16 protein-coding genes are annotated in these 20,701 nt (G+C 64.2%); 5 read left to right on the top strand and 11 right to left on the bottom strand.

The window, feature by feature from the left end; translation table 11 throughout:
• Positions 1 to 73: 73 nt before the first annotated feature.
• Positions 74 to 670, bottom strand: coding sequence for an alpha-ketoglutarate-dependent dioxygenase AlkB (locus VSR72_RS18215; RefSeq protein WP_342953748.1), 597 nt, complete (start codon positions 668 to 670; stop codon positions 74 to 76).
• Positions 671 to 806: 136 nt separating this feature from the next.
• Positions 807 to 1,142, bottom strand: coding sequence for a hypothetical protein (locus tag VSR72_RS18210; RefSeq protein WP_342953747.1), 336 nt, complete (start codon positions 1,140 to 1,142; stop codon positions 807 to 809).
• Between the two features lie 460 nt (positions 1,143 to 1,602).
• On the opposite strand from VSR72_RS18210, the gene VSR72_RS18205 reads away from it, so the two are divergent.
• Together VSR72_RS18205 and VSR72_RS18200 are read left to right on the top strand one after the other, a co-directional pair.
• Positions 1,603 to 2,760: a metallophosphoesterase gene (locus VSR72_RS18205; RefSeq protein WP_342953746.1), complete on the top strand. Its 1,158-nt coding sequence runs from the start codon at positions 1,603 to 1,605 to the stop codon at positions 2,758 to 2,760.
• A gap of 75 nt (positions 2,761 to 2,835) precedes the next feature.
• Positions 2,836 to 3,927, top strand: coding sequence for an AI-2E family transporter (locus VSR72_RS18200; protein ID WP_342953745.1), 1,092 nt, complete (start codon positions 2,836 to 2,838; stop codon positions 3,925 to 3,927).
• 32 nt (positions 3,928 to 3,959) lie between these two features.
• On the opposite strand, the gene VSR72_RS18195 is transcribed toward VSR72_RS18200, so the two are convergent.
• From VSR72_RS18195 to VSR72_RS18170, 6 genes are all read right to left on the bottom strand, one after another.
• The gene (locus tag VSR72_RS18195) at positions 3,960 to 5,399 is read right to left on the bottom strand and encodes a heavy metal sensor histidine kinase (RefSeq protein WP_342953744.1); all 1,440 of its coding nucleotides are present in this window, start codon (positions 5,397 to 5,399) and stop codon (positions 3,960 to 3,962) included.
• On the bottom strand, positions 5,396 to 6,085 hold the full coding sequence (locus VSR72_RS18190) for a heavy metal response regulator transcription factor (RefSeq protein WP_342953743.1): 690 nt from the start codon (positions 6,083 to 6,085) through the stop codon (positions 5,396 to 5,398). The genes VSR72_RS18195 and VSR72_RS18190 overlap by 4 nt, the downstream gene beginning before the upstream one ends.
• Positions 6,086 to 6,219: 134 nt before the next feature.
• A complete protein-coding gene (locus VSR72_RS18185) occupies positions 6,220 to 7,689 on the bottom strand; it encodes an efflux transporter outer membrane subunit (RefSeq protein WP_342953958.1) in 1,470 nt (489 codons plus the stop codon).
• 56 nt (positions 7,690 to 7,745) lie between these two features.
• On the bottom strand, positions 7,746 to 8,993 hold the full coding sequence (locus tag VSR72_RS18180; RefSeq protein ID WP_342953742.1) for an efflux RND transporter periplasmic adaptor subunit: 1,248 nt from the start codon (positions 8,991 to 8,993) through the stop codon (positions 7,746 to 7,748).
• Between the two features lie 18 nt (positions 8,994 to 9,011).
• A complete protein-coding gene (locus VSR72_RS18175; protein ID WP_342953741.1) occupies positions 9,012 to 12,221 on the bottom strand; it encodes an efflux RND transporter permease subunit in 3,210 nt (1,069 codons plus the stop codon).
• Between the two features lie 266 nt (positions 12,222 to 12,487).
• Positions 12,488 to 13,534 (bottom strand): LysR family transcriptional regulator, encoded by a 1,047-nt coding sequence (locus VSR72_RS18170; protein ID WP_342953740.1) that lies wholly within the window; start codon positions 13,532 to 13,534, stop codon positions 12,488 to 12,490.
• Positions 13,535 to 13,764: 230 nt separating this feature from the next.
• Between VSR72_RS18170 and VSR72_RS18165 the strand changes: the two genes are divergently transcribed.
• Both VSR72_RS18165 and VSR72_RS18160 read left to right on the top strand, forming a co-directional pair.
• Positions 13,765 to 14,472 (top strand): MgtC/SapB family protein, encoded by a 708-nt coding sequence (locus VSR72_RS18165; RefSeq protein WP_342953739.1) that lies wholly within the window; start codon positions 13,765 to 13,767, stop codon positions 14,470 to 14,472.
• Between the two features lie 187 nt (positions 14,473 to 14,659).
• Positions 14,660 to 14,911 carry a GlsB/YeaQ/YmgE family stress response membrane protein gene (locus VSR72_RS18160; protein WP_158759429.1) on the top strand — a complete coding sequence of 84 codons (252 nt, stop codon included), beginning with the start codon at positions 14,660 to 14,662 and terminating at the stop codon, positions 14,909 to 14,911.
• An 83-nt stretch (positions 14,912 to 14,994) separates the two neighbouring features.
• On the opposite strand, the gene VSR72_RS18155 is transcribed toward VSR72_RS18160, so the two are convergent.
• The 3 genes from VSR72_RS18155 to VSR72_RS18145 all read right to left on the bottom strand — a co-directional run bounded on the left by VSR72_RS18155 (position 14,995) and on the right by VSR72_RS18145 (position 19,278).
• Positions 14,995 to 16,521 carry an acetyl-CoA hydrolase/transferase family protein gene (locus VSR72_RS18155; protein ID WP_342953738.1) on the bottom strand — a complete coding sequence of 509 codons (1,527 nt, stop codon included), beginning with the start codon at positions 16,519 to 16,521 and terminating at the stop codon, positions 14,995 to 14,997.
• Between the two features lie 196 nt (positions 16,522 to 16,717).
• Positions 16,718 to 16,930: a hypothetical protein gene (locus tag VSR72_RS18150; RefSeq protein ID WP_342953737.1), complete on the bottom strand. Its 213-nt coding sequence runs from the start codon at positions 16,928 to 16,930 to the stop codon at positions 16,718 to 16,720.
• Between the two features lie 128 nt (positions 16,931 to 17,058).
• Complete coding sequence (locus VSR72_RS18145; protein ID WP_342953736.1) at positions 17,059 to 19,278, bottom strand: FUSC family protein; 2,220 nt, start codon at positions 19,276 to 19,278, stop codon at positions 17,059 to 17,061.
• A 167-nt stretch (positions 19,279 to 19,445) separates the two neighbouring features.
• On the opposite strand from VSR72_RS18145, the gene VSR72_RS18140 reads away from it, so the two are divergent.
• Entirely contained in the window at positions 19,446 to 20,459 is a 1,014-nt protein-coding gene (locus VSR72_RS18140; protein ID WP_342953735.1) for a LysR family transcriptional regulator, read from the top strand.
• The last annotated feature ends 242 nt before the right edge of the window (positions 20,460 to 20,701 follow it).

The following is a 20,701-nucleotide window of genomic DNA, read 5'->3' as shown; positions in this document are numbered from 1 at the left end:
AAAGCACTCGCGGACGCGTAATCACCGCACAGAAAATCAGCGATCTTCCCGCCATTTTCAGCGAAAATGAAGCCTATTTACGCAAACCAGGCGTTATCACGCGAAACGTGAGATTCACACGCTCGCCGCCCACGGCAGGCTCCTTCGGCACGCGATGCCGCCACTGCGCCTGGGTCCTGCCCTGCATCACGAGCAGGCTGCCGCTCGTCAGCTGGAAAGATCGCACCACGCCCGTCGCGTTGTGACGCAAATCGAAGCGCCGCGTCGCGCCAAGGCTCAGCGAAGCGATCACCGGCTCGGGGCCGAGTTCGGGTTCGTGGTCCGCGTGCCAGCCCATGCTGTCCGTGCCCGTGCGGTAGCGGTTGAGCAGCACGCTGTTAAAGCGCACGCCGCAAAGCGCCGAAATGGCGTCGCGCAGTTCGGCGACCCGGCGTGTCCACGGTTGTGGGATGTTTCGGATGCCTGAATAGACATACACAGCGCCTTCGTCGCCCTGCCAGGCCGTGAGGCGCGGTTGGTCCACCCAGCCGCCGGGCGTACGGATGCGTTCCTGGCGCCAGTCGGCCTCGGCGATGATGCGCGCGAGCGCCTCGGCGGCCGCCGCAGGCGCGAGCCATGACGGATGCCAGGCCACGTCGGGGGCAGGCGTATCGTCGAAAAGATCGAACATCTGGAGAGCTTCAATCGAGCGGGAATACATACAGTTTCGCATGGCGCGGACCCGGCCGCCGCGCGCTGTCGCTTTGCGCAGGACAGCGAATCAACTGTAAACCGACAGCGAATCAGCAGAAACTGCGGCAAGCGAATCAGGTGAGCAGCGCGATGTAGAACACCGCCGCACCAATGAGCGCGCCGACGAAGCAGAAGCCTTCGGCGGGTTCGTCGGTGGTGCGCGAGCGCAGCCATGCGCCCAGCACGCCGAACATGCCCGCAATACCGAGCGCAACGAACACCATCACGACGTCGAATAACGCGCTTCGGCCAATGTCGGGGATATCGATGTGCTTGACCGCGATATACAACGCGATGGCCATGAGCGAGAGCCCGACCATCGGCAGCATGACATGGCTGCCCTCGTGCCCGACGTGACGACCATGCAGACCCTCATGCAGCCCATGTACGACCGGCCGGATACCTTTCATGATCCGTCTCCCCCAGAGCGCCCGAAACCGCGCGGGCCTCATTTCGAGCATAGTCCATCGCAAGGGCCGATTCAATGGACGTTTAATAGAGTGCGCCCGGCCCCACGAGAACATAGTGCGACGAGTGGGATCGCGCTGGCAATCCAGGGAAATGCCGCAGTGCCACACGCCGTCGCGGTAAAGCGCCAAGGCCTATGCATACAGGCATGCATGTATGTCGATGCGTAATCGATAAACCCTTCCATGGCGCATCGCAGCATGCGAGCGCGCCAAACACCGCCGCCTACCGGCACGAAGTCTGCTGCACCGGTAAAATGCAACGCAGCCACCTGCGCCGCCCCGTTCGGCAGGTGTTCGACCGGGCCTTGCTGGTTGGGCTTTGCTGCAGTGCGCCGTAGCCGGTACGCCAGCGCGCGGCACGCCAATCCACGTCGGTCTGCTCCCATCCGTTCGCGCCGCCATGCCCCGACTCTCGTTTCTGGTCCGCTTCATCGCCATCGGCGTGCTGCTGCACGTTTATGTCGGTTTTCGCCTGATTCCCGACCTGCCCGTTGCGGCCACCGGCAAATGGCTCGCCGTGCTGTGGCTCGTGCTCTCAGTGCTGTTCATCCCGCCTGGCATGCTCGCGCGGCGCTTCAAGCGTCAGCCGCTCGGCGACCGCCTCGCCTGGATCGGCATGCTCGCCATGGGATTCTTCTCGTCGCTGCTCATGCTGACGATCGCGCGCGACATCGTGCTCGCCTCGGCCATGACCGTCGAAGCGCTGTGGCCACGCTCGATCGATCTTGCCGGCTGGCGCACCGTGAGCGCCGCCACGGTGATCGCGCTGGCGTTCCTCTCCTCCGGGTTCGGCTTCTTCAACGCGCGCCGGCGTGCGCGCGTGCGCAACGTCGAGGTGCCGATTCGCGGCCTGCCCGCTGCCCTCGACGGCTTCACCATCGTGCAGTTGAGCGACATCCACGTCGGGCCGACCATCAAGCACGGCTACGTCGACGCCATCGTGCGCGCCGTGAACCAGCTCGACGCCGACGTAGTCGCGATCACGGGCGACGTGGTGGACGGCAGCGTGGCGCATCTCGCGCCCCACACGGCGCCGCTCGCCAGGCTCGATGCGCATCACGGCGTCTATCTCGTAACGGGCAACCACGAGTACTACTCGGGCGCGGACGCCTGGGTCGCCGAGTTCCGCCGCATCGGCCTCACTGTGCTGATGAACCAGCACGTGGTGATCGAGCATGGCGGCGCGCGGCTCGTGCTGGCCGGCGTGACCGACTACACGGGCGGTCAGTTCGATCCCGCGCACCGCAGCGATCCGGCCGCAGCACTGCGCGGCGCGCCCGCCGACGTCAACACGCGCGTGCTGCTCGCGCATCAGCCGCGCACGGCCCACGCCGCCGCCGACGCAGGCTTCACACTGCAACTCTCCGGCCACACGCACGGCGGCCAGATCTTCCCGTGGAATTTTCTCGTGCGGTTGCAGCAGCCGTTCACGGCAGGTCTCGAAAAGCTCGGCAGCCTCTGGGTGTACACGAGCCGCGGGACGGGGTACTGGGGGCCGCCCAAGCGTCTTGGCGCGCCTTCGGAAATCACGCGCGTGCGGCTCGTAGGCGCACATTGAGAACTCGCGGCGACCAGACTGCGGCCACCCCGCGCGCTGCATCCGCCAGACGGCTTTAACCGGAATTCATCGCACATGGAAGGCAACAAGCACCTCCACCAGACATCGTTCTATTTGCTGCTGTTCGCGGTGTCCATCGCGCTTTGCTTCATCCTCGCGCCGTTCTTCAGCACGGTGCTCTGGGGCGCCATACTCGCGTTGATCTTCCAGCCCGTGCAGCGCCGGCTCGTCGCGCGGCTCGGGCGGCGGCGCAATATCGCCGCGCTCATCACACTCACGATTTGCCTCGTCATCGTGATCTTTCCGCTCACGCTAGTGACGGCCACGCTGGTGCAGCAGGTCGCCTCGGCGTATCAGCAGGTGCGCAGCGGCAGCCTCGACTTCGGCGCGTATTTCACGCAGATCGTCCATGCCATGCCCGTGTCGATCCAGAACCTGCTCGCGCGCTACGACCTCATGGATCTGCCGGGGCTACAGCAGCGGCTTTCGGCGGGCGCCGCGCAGATCAGCCAGTTCGTGGCCACGCGCGCACTCTCCTTCGGGCAGAACACGCTGCAATTCATCGTGAGCTTCGGCGTGATGCTCTATCTGTTCTTTTTCCTCGTGCGCGACGGCCGCGACATTTCGCGACTCGTGCGCGAGGCCATTCCGCTCGACGAACAGCACAAGCTGCATCTCATGCGCAAGTTCACGACGGTGATCCGCGCAACCGTGAAGGGCAACGTGGCGGTGGCGGTCGTACAGGGCGGGCTGGGCGGCATTGCGCTCTGGGTGCTCGGCATTCAGGGCGCGCTGCTGTGGGGCTTCGTGATGATGCTGCTCTCGCTGTTGCCCGCCGTGGGCGCGGCGCTCGTGTGGGGGCCCATTGCGATCTACTTCCTCTCCACGGGCGCGGTGGCGAAGGGCGTCGGGCTCATCGTCTTCGGCTCAGTCGTGATCGGCACCGTGGACAACGTGCTGCGCCCGGTGCTCGTGGGCAAGGACACGCGCCTGCCCGACTGGGTCGTGCTGATCTCGACGCTCGGCGGCATTTCGCTCATGGGCATCAACGGCTTTGTGATCGGGCCGCTCGTCGCGGCCCTCTTCATCAGTTGCTGGGACTTGCTGCGCAAGGACCAGCACAACATCGAAAACGAAAGCTCGCCCGTCGAAGACGAGCCGGTCTAACGAGCCCGCCTCAGGGCGACATCAGCGCGACATCAGGGCGAGACGTGCAGCGGCAAGCCGGCGCGGCCCTGGCGTGAGATGCCAGCAACGGGGACTTCGGTCGCGTGGACGCCGTCCACGGCCACCGAAAACCCGAACGTGTTGACGCCATCCGCGCTGCGCACGAACACCGTGCCGCCGTGCATCTCCGCCACAGCCTTGACGATCGAAAGCCCGAGCCCGTGATTTTCGTGGCTGTTCGAGCGCGCCTCCTGAATGCGGTAGAAGCGGTCGAAAATGTGCTCGCGCGTCACCGGATCGAGCGGCTCGCCGGGATTCGAAACGGCGATCTCGACGTGCCCGTTCTGCGGCGCGACGGTGGCGCACAGCGTCGTGCCCGGCTGCGAATGCTGGATTGCGTTGACGAACAGATTGCTCACGGCGCGGCCGATCAGCGACGTGTTCACCCAAGCGCGCGCATCGCCCTGCACTTCCACGCGAAGCTGCGCCTCTTCCAGCGGCATCTCGAGAAAATCGAGCATGCGTTCGATCTCCGAGCGCAACGACACTTCCGTGAGGTCGGTCGCGCGTTCGCCGCGATCGCTGCGCGAGAGGAACAGCATGTCGTTCACGATCACGCGCAATCGTTCGAATTCCTCAAGATTCGATTGCAGCGTCTGTTGCAGCTGCTCGACCGAACGGTCGCGCGTGAGCGCCACCTGGGTCTGACCGATCAGGATGCTCACCGGCGTACGCAGTTCGTGCGCCACGTCGGCGTTGAACGATTCGAGGCGCTCGTACGCCTTGTCGAGACGCTCGAGCGCGCCATTGAACGACGTGGCGAGTTCGTGCAGTTCCTCGGGCAGTTCATCGGAATGCAGGCGCTGACGCCGGTTCGACGGACTCAACTGCGAGGCCTCGCGCGAGAGGCGCGTAAGCGGCGCCAGCCCGAAGCGCGTGACCGCGCGGCTCAGCAACGCGACCGCAATGGTGGACAGCGCGATCAGCACGCCGAGCGCAATGCCAAAGCGCCGCAGCATGCCTTCGGTGCGCACGCAGTCGCTGCCGACCACGAGTTTCACCTGGGGCCGATCGCCGCTCGCGGGCACGATAAAGGTCGTCGTGATGATGTCGTAGCTGCAGCCGGGCGGGCGCACGAGCACGTGGTTCGGACCCACGTCGCCCGTGACCTTGCCGACGATGGGCGTGCCGAAACGAAAGCGCGGATCGGGGCCTTCGACGTAGTAATGCATGCGGCTATCCGCAGGCGAGAGATCGCGCAGCTTTTCCTGCACGAAGGCCCACTTCTGCACATCCGGTGCGTGCGAAACGATCAGGCTCGCAATGCGTGCGCGCGTGTCGAGCGTTTCGCGCAGCTCGTTGAAAAGCTGGCGCTGCATCAGGAAGAAGAGACCCGCGCCGGTGAGCGTGAACACGATGAGCGACACCGCTGCGAACATCGCCGAAAGCCGCAGCGAGATCGAGCGTTTCATGACGTCTGGCCTCCTTCCTCGCGCACTTCGAGCACGTAGCCCATGCCGCGGATGGTGTGCAGCAGTTTCGCCGCATGCGGACCGTCGAGCTTGGCGCGCAGCCGCTTGATCGCCGTTTCCACCACGTTCGCATTGCTTTCGAAGTTCACATCCCAGACCAGCTCGGTGATGAGCGTCTTCGAGAGAATCTCGCCGCGCCGCCGCGCGAGCACCGAAAGCAACTGGAATTCCTTCGCCGTAAGATCGAGGCGCACGCCGTCGCGCGTCGCGCGGCGGCTGATGAGATCGACCTGCAGATCGCCCACCGAAATCAGCGTGGATTCCTGTGTACGCGCGCGCCGCGTGAGCGCGCGCAGCCGCTCGACGAGTTCGAGAAACGAGAACGGCTTCGTCAGATAGTCGTCGGCGCCGTCGCGCAGGCCGTGCACGCGGTCGTCCACGCGGTCGCGCGCCGTCAGCATGATGACCGGCGTGTCCTTCTTCGCGCGCACGGCGCGCAGCACGCCGAAGCCGTCGAGCTTCGGCAGCATCACGTCGAGCACGATCACGTCGAAGTCGTACTCCGTGGCCATCCACGCGCCTTCCTCGCCGTCCATGGCGACGTCCACGACCCAGCCCTGTTCCGTGAGTCCGCTGCGCAAGTAGTCGACGACCTTGCGCTCGTCTTCGATAACCAATACTTTCATGCCCGCCCTCCTCTTCGCGCGCTGCCCTGGCGGTGCCGGCCACTGCGGCTCGTGACCGCCGTTGCGCGCTTTTATATACCCTGGTGCCGGGCTCGCTCAAGCCCGTTTTTATGAACCGCCTTTATGCCCCGCTTTCAGCCCTTGCCCGCGACCTGACTTTGACCCTCGGCCTTCGGCACTTCGCGGCACGTGCCCGCGCTGCATGCCATCTCGCGATCGTCGGCGCTCCAGCCGCCGCCCAGCGCCTTCGCAAGAAAAACCACCGTGGCGGCCTGCTGGCCGTGAATCTGCACTTCCTGGCGCTCGCTCGCGAGCAACTGCTGCTCCGCGTTGAGCACATCGATGAACGCCACGAGGCCGCCCTGATAGCGATCGTTGGCGAGATCGAAGGACTTGCGTGCGTCGTCCACCGCCGACTGGCCATCGGTCGATGCGCGCTCCAGCACCGAAAGGCCCGTTACCGCATTTTGCACCTCCTGGAACGCGGTGAGCACAGTCTGACGATACGAAGCCTGCGCCGATTCGTAACCGGCCTGCGCGAAATCCACGCCCGCCGCGCGCTTGCCGCCGTCGAACAGCACCTCGCTGGCCGTCGCGCCCACCGACCACATGAGACTCGGCACGGAAAAAAGGCCGCCAAAACGCGTCGATTCCCAGCCCAAGGTCGGCGAGAGCGTGATGTCCGGAAAGTACGCCGAGCGCGCGACGCCGATCTGCGCATTGGCCGCGGCCATCGCGCGCTCGGCAGAAGCCACGTCGGGCCGCCGCTGCAACAACTCGCTCGGCAAGCCTGTGGGAAGCGCAGGCACCGGCAGCGGCGTGACCTTCTGCGCAATCGTGAATTCGGGCGCCGGCTTGCCGACCAGCACGGCAATGGCGTTCTGCTCCTGCTGGCGCTGGTTTTCGAGCAGATGCACCTGGGTTTGCGTCGCAGCGAGCTGGGCTTTTTGCTGTAGCAGTTCCAGACCCGACACCGCGCCGAGGTCGTGCTGCGCCGTCACGAAGTCGAGCGCCTTTTGCTGCAACTGCGCCGAGCGGTTCACCACGTCGATCTCATTGTCGAGTTCGCGCATGGCGAAATAGTCGGTGGCGAGTTCGGCGGTGAGCACGAGGCGCGCGTTGGCGAGATCGTCGCCGGCCTGCTGCGTCGATGCCTGCGCCGACTCCACCATGCGCCGGATGCGCCCGAACAGATCCAGTTCGTAGCTCACGGTCGCGCCAACGATGACCTGGTTCTGCACGGTCGACGTGTTGGGCGTCGCGTAGTTCGTGAGCGGACGATTCGCGGAGATGCGCTCGCGCGCGAGGCCCGCGTCGAGCCCGACCTGCGGGCTTTGCTGCGACGACACCGAAGCGAGCGTGGCGCGCGCCTGCGCGTAGTGCGCGACGGCCACGCGCAGCGTCTGGTTCTCGGCGAGCGCCGCAGTTTCCAGACCGTCGAGTTCGGCGTTGTCGAACGCCTTCCACCACTGCGGATCGAGCGGCGCATGCGAAGGCTGCGCCGCGTGCCAGTACGAATCGGCGGAATCGACGCGCCAGGCCGCCGGACTTTGCGTTTGCGGCGCGTGATAGTCAGGGCCCACAGTGCAAGCCGCTAGACCAATCGCGCCTAGCGCCGTGACGTAGGCGAGTGGCCGTTGCCGCGTGTTTTGCCGCCTGGTCACGTCGCGCTCCGCTTGGCGGCTTCGCGCGCCGCTTCGGTCTTGTTCGGCGCAACCACGACGACGCTGTCGCCATCCGCTATCGAATCGCTCGGGTTGAGCACGACGCGGTCGGTCGGCTCGATCCCGCGGCTGATTTCGAGCGTCTGCCCAAGATCCTGCGCGATTTCCACGGGCTTGAGTTTGACCTTGCCATCCGCGTCGACGACTGCAAGACGCGGGCCTTCCGAGCGGAACAGCAGCGTGTTGCCGGGCACCGTCAGCAAGCCCTTCGCATCGGTCTGCAATGCGGCCTGCACGTATGCGCCGGGCAGCAGCTTGCCGTCGTGATTGGGCAGCGAGATTTCGGCCTGCAGCGTGCGCGTGGCCACGTTGATGGCCTGCGCCGTGCGCGTAACGGTGCCGTCGAACGTCACGCCCGGCAGCTCCTGCTCGGTCACGCTCACGTGCTGGCCAACCGCCACTTGCTGCGCGTAAGTCTGCGGCACGTCGAGATAGAGGCGCAGCGGATCGGCCTGCGCAATCGAAAAGAGCGCATGCCCCGCGCCGCCGTTGCCCGCATTCACGAGGTCGCCGATATCGACGTTGCGCTGCGTGATGATGCCCGTGATCGGCGCGACGATGCGCTGGAACGACTTCATCTCCGTGAGGCGGCGCACGTTCGCGTCGGCGGCGGCGAGATTCGCCTGGTCCGTGTTGAATGCGCCCTGGCGGTCGTCGAGCTCTTGCTGCGAGACCGCATCGCGCTGGCGCAATTGCTGTGCGCGATCGAACGAGGTCTTCGCGAGCGCGAGCGTCGAGGCGGACTGTTCGCGCTGTGCCTGCGCCTGCGCGAGTTCCTGGTCGATCTCGGGCGTGTCGATCTCCGCGAGCAACTGACCTTGCTGCACGTGCGCGCCGATATCGGCGTACCAGCGCCGCACGTAGCCGTTCGCGCGCGAGTAGATCGGTGCTTCGACGTAGCCGCGCAATGTGCCCGGCAGCACGATGCGGCCGTCCGCGCCCGCCGCCTTGGGCTGCACGACGCTTACGTACTGCTTCGCGTTTTGCTTCGTGACTTCCGCGAGATGGTGGGCGTTCATGAGGTTCGCGACGATCGTGCGCGTGGCGCCCGCCGCGAGCAGCAGCGCGACCACGATCACCGCGAAGCGTGCGCGCTTGCCCGCCTGGCCGCGCGCCGGCAGGTCCATGCCCTGCTCGCCGCCCACGGTGATGTCGAGAGATGAATGGTGGTGAGGTTCGTTCATGTCTTCGGCCATAGTGACTTAACGGGTATCGCCTCGCGCGACACGGCGATGCGCCTCGCGCTCGCGTTTCGCGGCGGCGCGTTGGGCGAGCCGCGTATGCACGGTCGCAAACATCAGGGGTACGAACAATAGCGTGGAGACCGTAGCGAACAGCAGGCCGCCGATCACCGCGCGCCCGAGCGGCGCATTCTGCTCCGCGCCTTCGCCAAGGCCGAGCGCCATCGGCACCATGCCGATCATCATGGCGAACGCCGTCATCAGCACGGGACGTATGCGGGTAGCGCCCGCTTCGAGCGCAGCGGCGAGCGGCGTCGCGCCAGCGGAGAGACGCTGACGCGCGAACGAAACCACGAGAATACTGTTCGCGGTCGCTACGCCCACGGTCATGATCGCGCCGGTGAGCGCCGGCACGCTGAGATGCGTGCCGGTGATGAACAGCATCCACGCAATGCCCGCGAGCGCTGCCGGCAACGCGCTGACGATGATGAGCGGATCGGCCCACGACTGGAAGTTCACGACGATCAGCAGATACACGAGCACCACCGCCATCGCAATACCGACGCCGAGACCCACATACGACGAACGCATCGTGCCAATCTGCCCGCGCATGGTGATAGTCGTGCCGCGCGGCGCGTGCGCCTGCACATGCCGGATGATGTCGTTGATGTTCACGCCCACAGAACCCAGGTCGCTGCCCTCCACACTCACGAGCAGGTCGATCACGGGACGGATGTTGTAGTGCGTGATGATGGCGGGCCCGTCATGTGGCCTGAGCTGCACGAGATTGCTCACCAGTTGCAGCGGCGCATTGGGGTTCGTGCTGTGTGCGGAGACGGGCGTGCCCATCAGCTCGTTCATCGAGGTTTCGCGATACTGCGGTGTTTGCACCGTGAGCGGATATTCCACGCCGTTTTGCGGGCTCACCCAAAACGCAGGCGACGTCTGCGTACTGCCCGAGAGCGCGATCAGCACGTCCTGCGCTACGTTCTGCGGGCTCAGGTTCAACTGCTGCATGCGCGAGCGGTCCATCGCGAGCGTGAGCGCGGGCTCGTCGTTGCGCTGCTCGATGTGCGCGTCGACTGCGCCCGGCAGTTGCCGCACCTGCTTGAGCAGCGTGCTCGCCAGCGCCATGTCCTGGTTCAGATTCGCGCCCACCACCTGCACGTCGATCGCCGCGGGCTGACCGAAGTTGAGAATCTGCGTGATGATGTCCGCGGGCTGGAAGAAGAACTCGACGCCCGGAAAACGTTGCGGAAGCAACGCACGCAGCTTATCGATGTAAATGCGCGAGGGATCGTGATCGGGCTTCAGCGCGATCTGAATTTCGCCGTCGAGCGTGCCCATCGTCCCCGCATTGCTGTACGAGAGATTGATACCGCTATAGGGCAGTCCGAGGTTGTCGACGATCGTTTCGAGTTGGTCGGGCGGCACGACCTCGCGAACCACCTGCTCCACCTGGTCGGCCAGGCGCGCGGTTTCCTCGATGCGAAAGCCCGTTGGCGCGCGCATGTGAAGGCGGATGTTGCCCGCATCGACCGAAGGAAAGAAGTCGCGGCCAAGGAAAAACACGAGGACGAGCGAAAGCAGGCAAAACGCGAGGAAGCTGCCGCCGAAGAGCTTGCGGCGCGAAAGCAGCAGGCTCAACAGCGCGATGTAGTTGGCGCGCACGCGCTCGAACGCATGATTGAAGCGCCAGTGGATGCGCGAGAAGAGCGAGCTTTGTGCGCGCTGCGCGTGCGCGGTGGGATCGTGGCCCTCGAAGAGCAGCATCGCAAGCGTCGGCACCAGCGTGCGCGAGAGGATATACGACGCGATCATCGCGAACACCACGGCTTCCGCGAGCGGCACGAACAGAAAGCGCGCCACGCCGGTGAGGAAGAACATCGGCACGAACACGATACAGATGCATAGCGTCGAGACGAGCGCGGGCACCGCGATTTCGCCGGCGCCTTCGAGAATGCCGTCGTGCAGTTTCGCGCCCAGATGCAGGTGCCGTTCGATGTTCTCGATCGTGACCGTTGCGTCATCAACCAGAATGCCGACAGCGAGCGCGAGGCCGCCGAGCGTCATGATGTTGATGGTCTCGCCAAGCGCATAGAGCGCGATGATCGACGAGAGAATCGACAAGGGTATCGACACGGCGATGATGAGCGTGCTGCGCCAGTTGCCGAGAAAGAGCAGGATCATTGCTGCTGTGAGCGCGGCCGCGATGAGCGCTTCGCGCACCACACCCTGCACGGCTGCGGAAACGAATACGGACTGGTCGAAGAGCGGCTTCACGACGAGGTCGGCGGGCAGCGTGTCGCGCGCCTTGGGCAACAGGTCTTTGAGCGCACCCACCACCTGCAGCGTCGAAGCATCGCCGCTCTTCAAGATCGACATCAGTACGCCGCGCTGGCCGTCCTGGCGCACGACATTGGTCTGCGGCGTGAAGCCGTCGCGCACATGCGCCACGTCGCCGAGATAGGTGGTCGCGCCGTTCACTGTCTGCACGGGAATGCGGTTCAGCCCGGCAAGCGTATCGGGCGATGCATTGGTGTCCACACGATATTCGGTTTGCCCGAGCTTGGCCGTGCCCGTCGGCAATATGAGGTTCTGCGCGTTGACGGCGTTGACGATATCGGCGGGCGTGAGGCCCTTCGATATGAGCGCGCGCGTGTCGAGATCCACGGAGATCACGCGCGTCTTGCCGCCATATGGGTAAGGCACTTGCGCGCCGGGAATCGTAATGAGCTGCGGGCGCAGAAAGTTCATCGCGACGTCGGCGAGCGCCTGCTCGCTCATCGACTTGCTCGAGAGGCCGAGCTGGATCACCGGAATACTCGAGGCCGAATAGCTGATCACGAGCGGCGGCGTGGCGCCCGGCGGCATCTGCTTCACCTGCGCCTGCTCCGATGCGACGGCCTGTGCGATCGCCGTTTGCAGGCTCGCGCCCGGCTGCAGGAACAGCTTGATGATGGCGATGCCCGGCAGCGATTGCGACTCGATGTGCTCAATGTTGCTTACCGTGGTCGTGAGGCTGCGCTCGTTGACCGAGGTGATGCGGTCAGCCATGTCCTTCGAGGAAAAGCCGGTGTACGACCAGATGATGCTGATGACCGGAATGTTGATGTTCGGCAGCACGTCGGTGGCCATCGACATGAGCACGAACGGCGTGGCCAGCACGATCAGGATGGCCATCACGATGAACGTGTACGGTCGCTTCAGCGCGAGATTGACAATCCACATGTCAGTGTTTCGGACAACTCAGGCGAGGGGTTGAGACGAGGACGCATTCATCCAGCGGGTGCCGCATCATAGGCAATGGCGGTGGCGGTTCGCTGGCGCCAATATGGCGAAATTGACAGGCAACACGCGAGGCGTATGAAAGCGCACGAGAACGCAGATAGATCGCCGCCGTAGCGGCGCAAAGCGCGTGAAATCCGCAGCCGCGAAACGCGCCGTAACAGACTCGCGCTTCGCGATGACTTCTTTAACTGCTTCAGTTCACCGCTTTAATTCACAAGGCGCAGGCGCTCGAGGTCGTGCGTGCTGTGAGTGCGGGCGCGGCCGCTACGCGCTCGCGTGCCCCGCGGACCCGCGTGTGCCTCCACCTCGCGAAGCGGCGGTTCAACGCACGTGGCGAGCGCGGCCTCCTGCTCGGCGAGAACGAGCGGCACTTTCTCACGCAGGAACTCGACGAAGGTGCGGATCTTCGCGTCCAGATAGCGGCGCGAAGCGTACAGCGCGTAGATGTTGAGCTTTTGCAGCGTGTGCGTGGGCAGCACGCGAACCAGCGTGCCGTCGGCGAGACCGGGCAGCGCCACCGGCACCGGCAGCGGGCCGATGCCCATGCCCTCGCGTATGGCGAGCGCGAGCGCTTCGGGGTTGTTCACCTGGAACGGCGTCACGCCCGTATGCCGGAAGGTCTCGCCCAAGGGCCCTTCGGACACCCATTGGCCGGCGGGGAGGCTCGCATCGGTCAGATGCAGGCAGGTATGCGCCTCGAGGTCATCGAACGATTGTGGCTCGCCGCGCGTGCGCAAATACGCCGGCGACGCGCAAAGAATGGCGGCGGTGCTGCCCAGCTGCTGGGAGATCAGCGCGGAGTCCTCGAGCTCGGCGGCCACCACGACCGCGACGTCGAAGCCCTCCTCGATGATGTCGGGCATCTGCTGCGCGATGGTGAGATCGACCGATACCTCAGGCAAATGCTGCTGATAACGCGCGATGAGCGGCATCACATAGTGCTGTCCGAAACTCGTGCCGCCATACACGCGCAGCTTGCCCGCGGGGTTCGCGTGGGCGGCGGCGGCTTCGGCCTCGGCCTGCTCGATGTCGGCGAGAATGCGCTTGCAGCTCTGGAAGTAACGCTCGCCCGCTTCGGTCAGCGACATGCGCCGCGTGGTCCGGTTAAGCAGCCGTGTGCGCAGCCGCGACTCCAGATCAGTGACCGCGCGCGAGACCTGCGCCGTCGTCATCGTTTCGCTCGCCGCAGCGCGCGTGAAGCTGCCGGACTCCACCACTCGCACGAAGACCCGCATATTGCGCAGCGTATCCATCAGAAACCCCCGTTCATTCGACCTGCCTTCCCATCTCGATACGAATGAAACTAGTTTCGCCCATGAGCCGTGGCCTGATCCTGACTCGAACATGACAGCGCGGACAGCTTGGCGCAAAGCCCCGTCCCGCGTATGATCCACGAGCCCTCGGGGTGTCCTTGACCGCACCCGTCACGCCTTGCGCGAGAGCCGCATGGCATGCGGCAGCCCTGCGCTTTCATGACAAAACGATGACTCTCGAATTCGCCCTGCGCCTTCTCGCGGCGTTCGCCTGCGGCGTCGCCATCGGCCTCGAACGCCAGATTCGCCAACGCACGGCCGGTCTGCGCACGATCACGCTCGTGGCAAGCGGCGCGTGTTTATTCGTGACGCTCGGCGTGCTGACCGGCAACGGATCGACCGGCGTAACGCAAATCGCGGCTTATGTCGTTTCTGGCGTGGGGTTTCTCGGCGGCGGCGTCATCATGCGCGAGAAGGGCTCGATTCAGGGCATCAATACTGCGGCGACGCTATGGTGTTCGGCGGCCGTGGGGGTGCTGTGCGGCGCGGGCCACTACGGCCCGGCGGTGGCCGGCACCGTCGTCGTGCTGCTCACGAATACCGTGCTGCGCGAGGTGAGCCGCATCATCAACGCGTCGCCCGTTTCGAATGCGGATCTCGTACGCGCTTACGTGCTTACCGTGGTTTGCCGCGAAGAAGACGAAGTCCATATCCGCACGTTGCTTTCAAATTCTTTGTACTCAACGCCGCTTTCATTTCAAAGCCTCACGAGCGAGGATCTGGCCGGCGATCCGCCGCGCCTGCGCGTGACGGCAACGATGCGCCTGCATCCGAAGTACCAGCCGAAGCTCGAGCTCATGGCGAGCCGCCTGAGCATGGAGAAAGGCGTCTCCAGCGTGAGCTGGACTGCCGCGGAACCCGAAATCGCGCCCGAATGAGGATTGGCGCATTGCATCGGCTCGCATTCCTTACGAATGCATTTCTAGTTCATTGCGCTTTTTAAAACTATTCGCGGCGGTGTTCAAGAACTGTCAATTCTGGCCGCGTTTCATGGACGCCTGGTCGCCCTTGAACTAAGCTCCACTCACCGTGATTCGTTCACGCCAACAAGGGGAGTCTATTCATATGGAACACGGCATCATTGCCTGGCTCATCATCGGCGCAATCGCAGGCTGGCTCGCTGGCGTCCTCGTCAAGGGCGGCGGCTTCGGATTGTTCGTCGATATCATCGTCGGCATTGTCGGCGCGTTCATCGGCGGGTGGCTTGCCGGCGTGCTCGGCATTCATATCGGCGCCGGTATCATCAGCTCGATCATTACCGCCATTGTCGGCGCGGTCATTCTGCTCTTCATCATTCGCCTCGTCAGACGAGCGTAGCGAATTCGCGCTATCAATGAAAAACGGGAGCACCGTTGCCGGTGCTCCCGTTTTATTTTGTGTGCTTCTGAATCGCGAGCGCCTTATGCGTTCGCTGCGAGTCCGCCCGTCGCTTCAGGCAACATCGAGCCTGTTTGATTGAAGCGCAGATGCATTTCATAGGCGCGTGCGAGATCGTGGGGCGTCTGGCCACCAATCTTGAGTGCGTCGCGATAGTAGTCGCGCAGCAGGTCGCGATACAGCGGATGCGCGCAATGCTCGATCACGAGGTTGGCGCGTTCGCGCGGCGCGAGACCGCGCAAGTCGGCGAGGCCCTGCTCGGTCACGATCACGTCCACGTCGTGCTCGTTGTGATCGACGTGCGGGACCATCGGCACGATGCTGGAAATGCGGCCGTCCTTCGCAATCGCCTTGGTCGCGAAGATCGCGCACGACGCATTGCGCGCGAAATCGCCCGAGCCGCCAATGCCGTTCATCATGTGCGTGCCGCCCACGTGCGTGGAATTCACATTGCCGTAAATGTCACATTCGAGCGCGGTGTTCAGCGCGATCAAGCCCAGGCGCCGAATCACTTCCGGATGATTGCTCACTTCCTGCGGACGCAGCACGAGCTTGTCGCGATAGCGGTCGAGTTCGGCGAGCACCTGGGCCTGGCGCTGCGCGGAGAGCGTCATCGAAGCGCCCGAGGCGAATACCATCTTGCCGGAATCGATCAGGTCAAAAGTCGAGTCCTGCAATACTTCGGAGTACATCGTAAGCGCTTCGAACGGCGAATCCACGAAGCCCGAAAGCACCGCGTTCGCGATCGTGCCGATGCCGGCCTGCAGCGGCGGCAATTGCGCGCTCATGCGGCCGTGCTTCACTTCGTGCTGCAGGAACTCGATGAGGTGACCTGCAATGCGCGCGGTTTCCTCGTCGGCGGGCAGCACGGTCGAGGGGCTGTCCGATTCGTTCGTGATGACGATGGCGGCGATCTTCTCCGGCGGAATCTCGATGGCGTTCGTACCCACGCGGTCCTGCGGGCGCACGATCGGCAACGGATCGCGATGCGGGCGGCGGCCAGGAATCCACACGTCGTGCAGGCCTTCGAGCGCGAGCGGCTGCGCGAGATTGATTTCGACGATCACCTTCTCCGCGAGAATCGCGAAGCTCGCCGAATTGCCGACCGATGTCGTGGGCACGATCGCACCGGTCTCAGTGATTGCGGCGGCTTCGATGATCGCGAGATCGAGCTTGCCGAGTAGGTTCGCGCGCAGCATCTCCACGGTTTCCGAAAGATGCTGGTCGACGAACATCACTTCGCCGCGGTTGATCGCCTTACGCAGCGTGCCGTCCACCTGGAACGGCAGTCGGCGCTCGAGCACGCCCGCTTCGGTCAGCATGCGGTCCACGTCGTGGCCGAGCGAGGCGCCCGTCATCAGCGTGATACGCAGCGGCTCCTTCTCTTCGCGCGCGCGGCGCGCCAGTTCGATCGGCACGGCCTTCGTGTCGCCGGCGCGCGTAAAGCCGCTCGCGCCAACGCGCATGCCATTGCGCACGAGTTGGGCCGCCTCGGCAGCCGAAGTGATTTTCCCGCGCAAGGCGGCACAACGAATACGGTCTTCGTACATCAAAGTCTCCACAAACTCTCTGATCGCCTGGTGCCTATTTTCAGGTCTTGCATCGGCGGTCGTGCACTGCGAGTTTCACAAAACACTGTTGCAGCGTCTCTTGAAGCCCCAATGCGCAAAGCCGCGGCGCCCGGATGAAGGCGTCGCGGCACAAGATTTCAGCGTGCGCCTGCACATGGCTGGCGTGCTCTCGATCTCAGCTACCGAAATAAATATTGCAGAAGCTGACCGGGCCGACGCATTCATCCTTCTTTGCCGGCTTTACGTTTTCGCGTTGGGCGCTTGCTTGCGGGGCAGCGGTCTGCGCGATCTGCTGAGGGACGCTCGCTGCCGGTGCTTCGTTCTGCGCATGAGCAGCGGCGGCGGCAAACAGCGAACAGGCAACAACAGCGATCTTCAGGGACTTCATTTGACTCTCCAGTGCTAACGGGGTACTGCGAAGCAGTGATGTGACTATATGACTCGGTGTCGTATTGATTAAGGAGGCGGGGTGGAAGGCATATTTCCAGACTGCAGCAAGATCGCGCGGGCCCGCTTTCATTGTGTTTCCAACGATTCCCGAGGCGCAGACGTGCGGCGTGCGCGGCGTGCGAGCGGCCCGAGCGGCGCATCGCGATCGAGCAGCGCGCTGCGGATGAAATGCAGATGGCTCAGCAGCCGCTGCACCTCGTGCCGCCTTTCTCGCTCGTGATGCACGGTCTCAAGCGATTCCTGGGCGATCCAGGTTGCGGCGCGCACGGCGCTGAGCGCACGGTCGAGCGCGATCCCGTCCGGATTCTCGAAGAGATGCGCGATGTCCTCCTGCACACGCGCGAGGGCCGCAGGCCAGCGCGCGTCATGAAAGCCGAGCCAGGCCGCCGCGCGCGCCTCGTTGCGCAGATCGACCACGGCGTGCCCGACTTCGAGCGTCACGAGCATCCAGCGCAGCGCGCGCCGGTGCGCCTGGCGGCGCCCGTTCAGCAAGAGCCTCAACTGGTGCATCAGATCGTGCGTACCGGACTGGAAGCGCTGCCCGAGGCCATCCAGTTCTCCGTGACAAGCGAGCACGACTTGCCCACGCAACGACACGCACATGCGCTCGACGAGCCAGTTCATGTGCGGCGGAAACACCACCGCGAAAGCGAGCGATGCGACCAGCATCGCGGCGACGACGGCGATGCCGTTGTTGATCAGCAGATCCGGCGTATAGACGATCACGTTGTCCGGGCCGGCCAGCAGGCAAAAGAACACCGAGAAGCCGACGCCGTAGCCCGCTATGCGCGAGCGCGTGGCGAGAAAAGCGCCGATGGCGAGTACCGGAACCAGCGTCGCGCAGAGCAAGGGAAACCCATCGACATTGGGATAGACGTAGCAGGTGAAGAGATAACCCGTCACGGCGGCAAATCCCGCACCGACCGCCATCTGTACGGCCATGCGCGACGCGTTCGGCGCCGACGACGTGAGCGCGCACGTGAGCGCGGCCGCGATCATCGCGAGCCCGCCGCTCGGCCAGTCGGTCTCGACCCAGAACCAGCCCAGGGCCGCCACCACGACAGCGGTGCGCAAGAAGGTGAATGCCACTACGTACCAGCTCGTGCGGGGCACGTAGCGCGCCGCGCGCGGCTCCTGCGCAGGACGCGCCTCCATGAGCGATGCCCACGTGCGGCTGTAGCGGACGATCTCGGTCGTGAAGCGATAGATGAGTTCGGCGGAGGTGTCGAAGTCGGGTAGCGCGTCGGGTAGCGCATGCTCGAGCGGCCGCCGCGTCTCGCGCACATGACGCGGCAACGTGCGCTGGAAGGCTTCGAGTCCATCGGCGAGCCGCGACGCGTAAGCCCGGTCGCTTTCGTTGCGACGCGGCTGTTGCTCGATCAGCGCAGCTAGCTCGGCAAAATATGGCGCGAGCGGTGCGATCGCCGCGTCGCTCCAATGCAGCCTTTTGAGCAACTGACGCAGCGCGTGCAGCCGCGCGCACGCATCCATGAATTCCGAATTCAGACGCGAAAGCAGGCCGCTGCGCGAGCGCATCGTCGGATCTTCGAAAAACGAGAAAGCGCGCGTGGCCTCGAAGCCAACGACATCGTCGACGAGGCTCGCGAATCGCCCTTCGAATGCGCCCCTTTCGAGCCGTCCTGCCAACACCGCCGCAGCGAACGCAGTAAAATTAAGATACCGAGCGCGCAAAGTGCGATCGAGCAGCGAACCTGACTGCCGGGGCACGATCACCGCGCTGACCATGCCCGAGCAGAGAATGCCCACGGCCACTTCGGCGCCGCGGCCAAGTGCGGCGAGAAAGAGACCGTTGGGCTGCATCACGAGCGGAATGCCGATCAGCGCTGCCGTGTAGCCGGCGAGCACAAAACCGTACCAGCGAAAATGGCGATTCCTCATGGCGGCAGCCGTACAGGCGGCCACCCATCCCGTCATCCCGAGTATGTAAAGCTCGGGCTGCTGGACGAACACGGCGCCCAGCACCACCGCCGCGACCATTCCCACCGCCGTGCCGACGATGCGATAGAAGCTCTTGGCGAACACCATGCCGGAGAGCGGCTGCATGAGGACGAACACCGTCGTCATCGCAATGCGCGGCTGCGGCAGGTCCAGCAGCATCGAGATGCCCATGGCAAGCAAGCCGGCCGCGACCGTTTTCAGCAGATGAATCCAGATCGCGCCATCGGTGGCCTGCCAGTCGCGCAGCGCCCGTCTGGCGGCGCGCCATATGATTTCCGCGCGCCGACGCGAGTCGATCGCTCGATGTATCGCAGGCTGGCGGGTCATGACAAACGCTCGAACTGTTTCGAAGACAGGGGCCGATTGTAGGAGCGTCATTGCGCCGCATTAATGGGACGCGCGGGGAACCTCCGTTCCAGATCACTCAACAATGACGCGCCCCGACAGGCGGACAATATCGTTTCTGTACCGAACAAGAAGGTCAAGAAGGTCTGATGGATACGTTACAAAACATGCGGGTGTTTATCCGCGTCGTGGAAGCGGGCAGCTTCACGGCCGCGGCTCAGTCGCTGGATTCGACTACCGGCGCGATGTCGCGCGCGGTATCGGAACTCGAAGCGCATTTGCGCACCCGTCTGCTCAACCGCTCGACGCGCCGGCTTGCGCTCACGCCCGCTGGCGAGCGGTATCTCAAGCGCTGCTCGCAGATTCTCGCGGACGTCGATAGTGCGGAAGAAGAAGCGAGCTGCGCGCACGAACGCCCGGCCGGGGCGCTGCGCATGCATAGCTTTGCGAGTATTGGTCAGCAGTACGTGCTGCCGGCAATTTCGCGCTATCGCGCGCTGCATCCCGAGGTCACCGTCGAGCTGACGCTTTCGCAGCGCATGCCGGATCTCTTCGAAGGCAGCAGCGACGTCTCCGTGGTCACGGCGTCTTCGCTGCCGAATTCCGATCTCGTTTCGCACCAGCTGGGTTCGACGTACAGCATTCTGTGCGCGTCGCCTGGGTATGTGCATACGCATGGTGCGCCACGCACGCCCGCCGATCTCTCGCATCACGACTGTCTGATTCTCAAATCGCCGGCGTTTCCGGCGCATGAGTGGACGCTCGACGGGCCCGAGGGTAGCGTCGAGATGCAAGTGGACGGACCGGTGCAGGTGAATATCGCGGAATCGCTAGCCGTGGCGATACGCGAAGGCATGGGGATTGGGATGCTGCCGGTCTACGCGGCAATAGAAGGACTGCGTAACGGTACACTCGTGCGCGTGCTGCCGCAGCACAAGCTGCAGAAGACGAACGTGTACGCGCTTTATCCGTCGCGCAAATTCGTCGACGCGAAGACGAAGACGTGGGTGGAGTTTTTGCGCGCGCATCTTCCGCAAGTCATCGAGCGTGACCTGGCGCTGCTTGAAGAATTGACTCAAGAGCAGCTTGCAGATGCCGCAGAGGATGTTGCTTTGGCGAAAGACGCCGCGGTCACTGCAACTGTGCAGAAGGCTGCGCAATAGGCCTGCGCTTGTCGACGCTGGTTAACGTAAAAAGCCGTCCCGTGGACGGCTTTTTTGTTTCCTGCGTCGCGTCGAGCATTCAATTTTCCGCGCGCCCAAACGCCAGAACCCCGGCTCTCTTTCGGAGACACCGGGGTTCTGGACGTTACAGCATAAGGAGCCTGACGATTACCTACTTTCACACGGGCAATCCGCACTATCATCGGCGTGGAGCTGTTTCACGGTCCGGTTCGGGATGGGAA

Origin of the sequence: Paraburkholderia sp. JHI869 (assembly GCF_038900775.1) — a bacterium.
Classification (GTDB): Bacteria; Pseudomonadota; Gammaproteobacteria; order Burkholderiales; family Burkholderiaceae; genus Paraburkholderia.
Note: the sequence above shows the minus strand (reverse complement) of the source record. Positions and strands in the feature narration are given on the sequence as shown.

Bases quoted from the DNA above. Each gene is read 5' to 3' on its own strand.
- VSR72_RS18190 (WP_342953743.1), bottom strand. From the start codon at position 6,085: ATGAAAGTATTGGTTATCGAAGACGAGCGCAAGGTCGTCGACTACTTG.
- VSR72_RS18205 (WP_342953746.1), top strand. From the start codon at position 1,603: ATGCCCCGACTCTCGTTTCTGGTCCGCTTCATCGCCATCGGCGTGCTG.
- VSR72_RS18165 (WP_342953739.1), top strand. From the start codon at position 13,765: ATGACTCTCGAATTCGCCCTGCGCCTTCTCGCGGCGTTCGCCTGCGGC.
- VSR72_RS18160 (WP_158759429.1), top strand. From the start codon at position 14,660: ATGGAACACGGCATCATTGCCTGGCTCATCATCGGCGCAATCGCAGGC.
- VSR72_RS18150 (WP_342953737.1), bottom strand. From the start codon at position 16,930: ATGAAGTCCCTGAAGATCGCTGTTGTTGCCTGTTCGCTGTTTGCCGCC.
- VSR72_RS18215 (WP_342953748.1), bottom strand. From the start codon at position 670: ATGTTCGATCTTTTCGACGATACGCCTGCCCCCGACGTGGCCTGGCAT.
- VSR72_RS18170 (WP_342953740.1), bottom strand. From the start codon at position 13,534: ATGGATACGCTGCGCAATATGCGGGTCTTCGTGCGAGTGGTGGAGTCC.
- VSR72_RS18145 (WP_342953736.1), bottom strand. From the start codon at position 19,278: ATGACCCGCCAGCCTGCGATACATCGAGCGATCGACTCGCGTCGGCGC.
- VSR72_RS18210 (WP_342953747.1), bottom strand. From the start codon at position 1,142: ATGAAAGGTATCCGGCCGGTCGTACATGGGCTGCATGAGGGTCTGCAT.
- VSR72_RS18140 (WP_342953735.1), top strand. From the start codon at position 19,446: ATGGATACGTTACAAAACATGCGGGTGTTTATCCGCGTCGTGGAAGCG.
- VSR72_RS18180 (WP_342953742.1), bottom strand. From the start codon at position 8,993: ATGAACGAACCTCACCACCATTCATCTCTCGACATCACCGTGGGCGGC.
- VSR72_RS18175 (WP_342953741.1), bottom strand. From the start codon at position 12,221: ATGTGGATTGTCAATCTCGCGCTGAAGCGACCGTACACGTTCATCGTG.
- VSR72_RS18200 (WP_342953745.1), top strand. From the start codon at position 2,836: ATGGAAGGCAACAAGCACCTCCACCAGACATCGTTCTATTTGCTGCTG.
- VSR72_RS18155 (WP_342953738.1), bottom strand. From the start codon at position 16,521: ATGTACGAAGACCGTATTCGTTGTGCCGCCTTGCGCGGGAAAATCACT.
- VSR72_RS18195 (WP_342953744.1), bottom strand. From the start codon at position 5,399: ATGAAACGCTCGATCTCGCTGCGGCTTTCGGCGATGTTCGCAGCGGTG.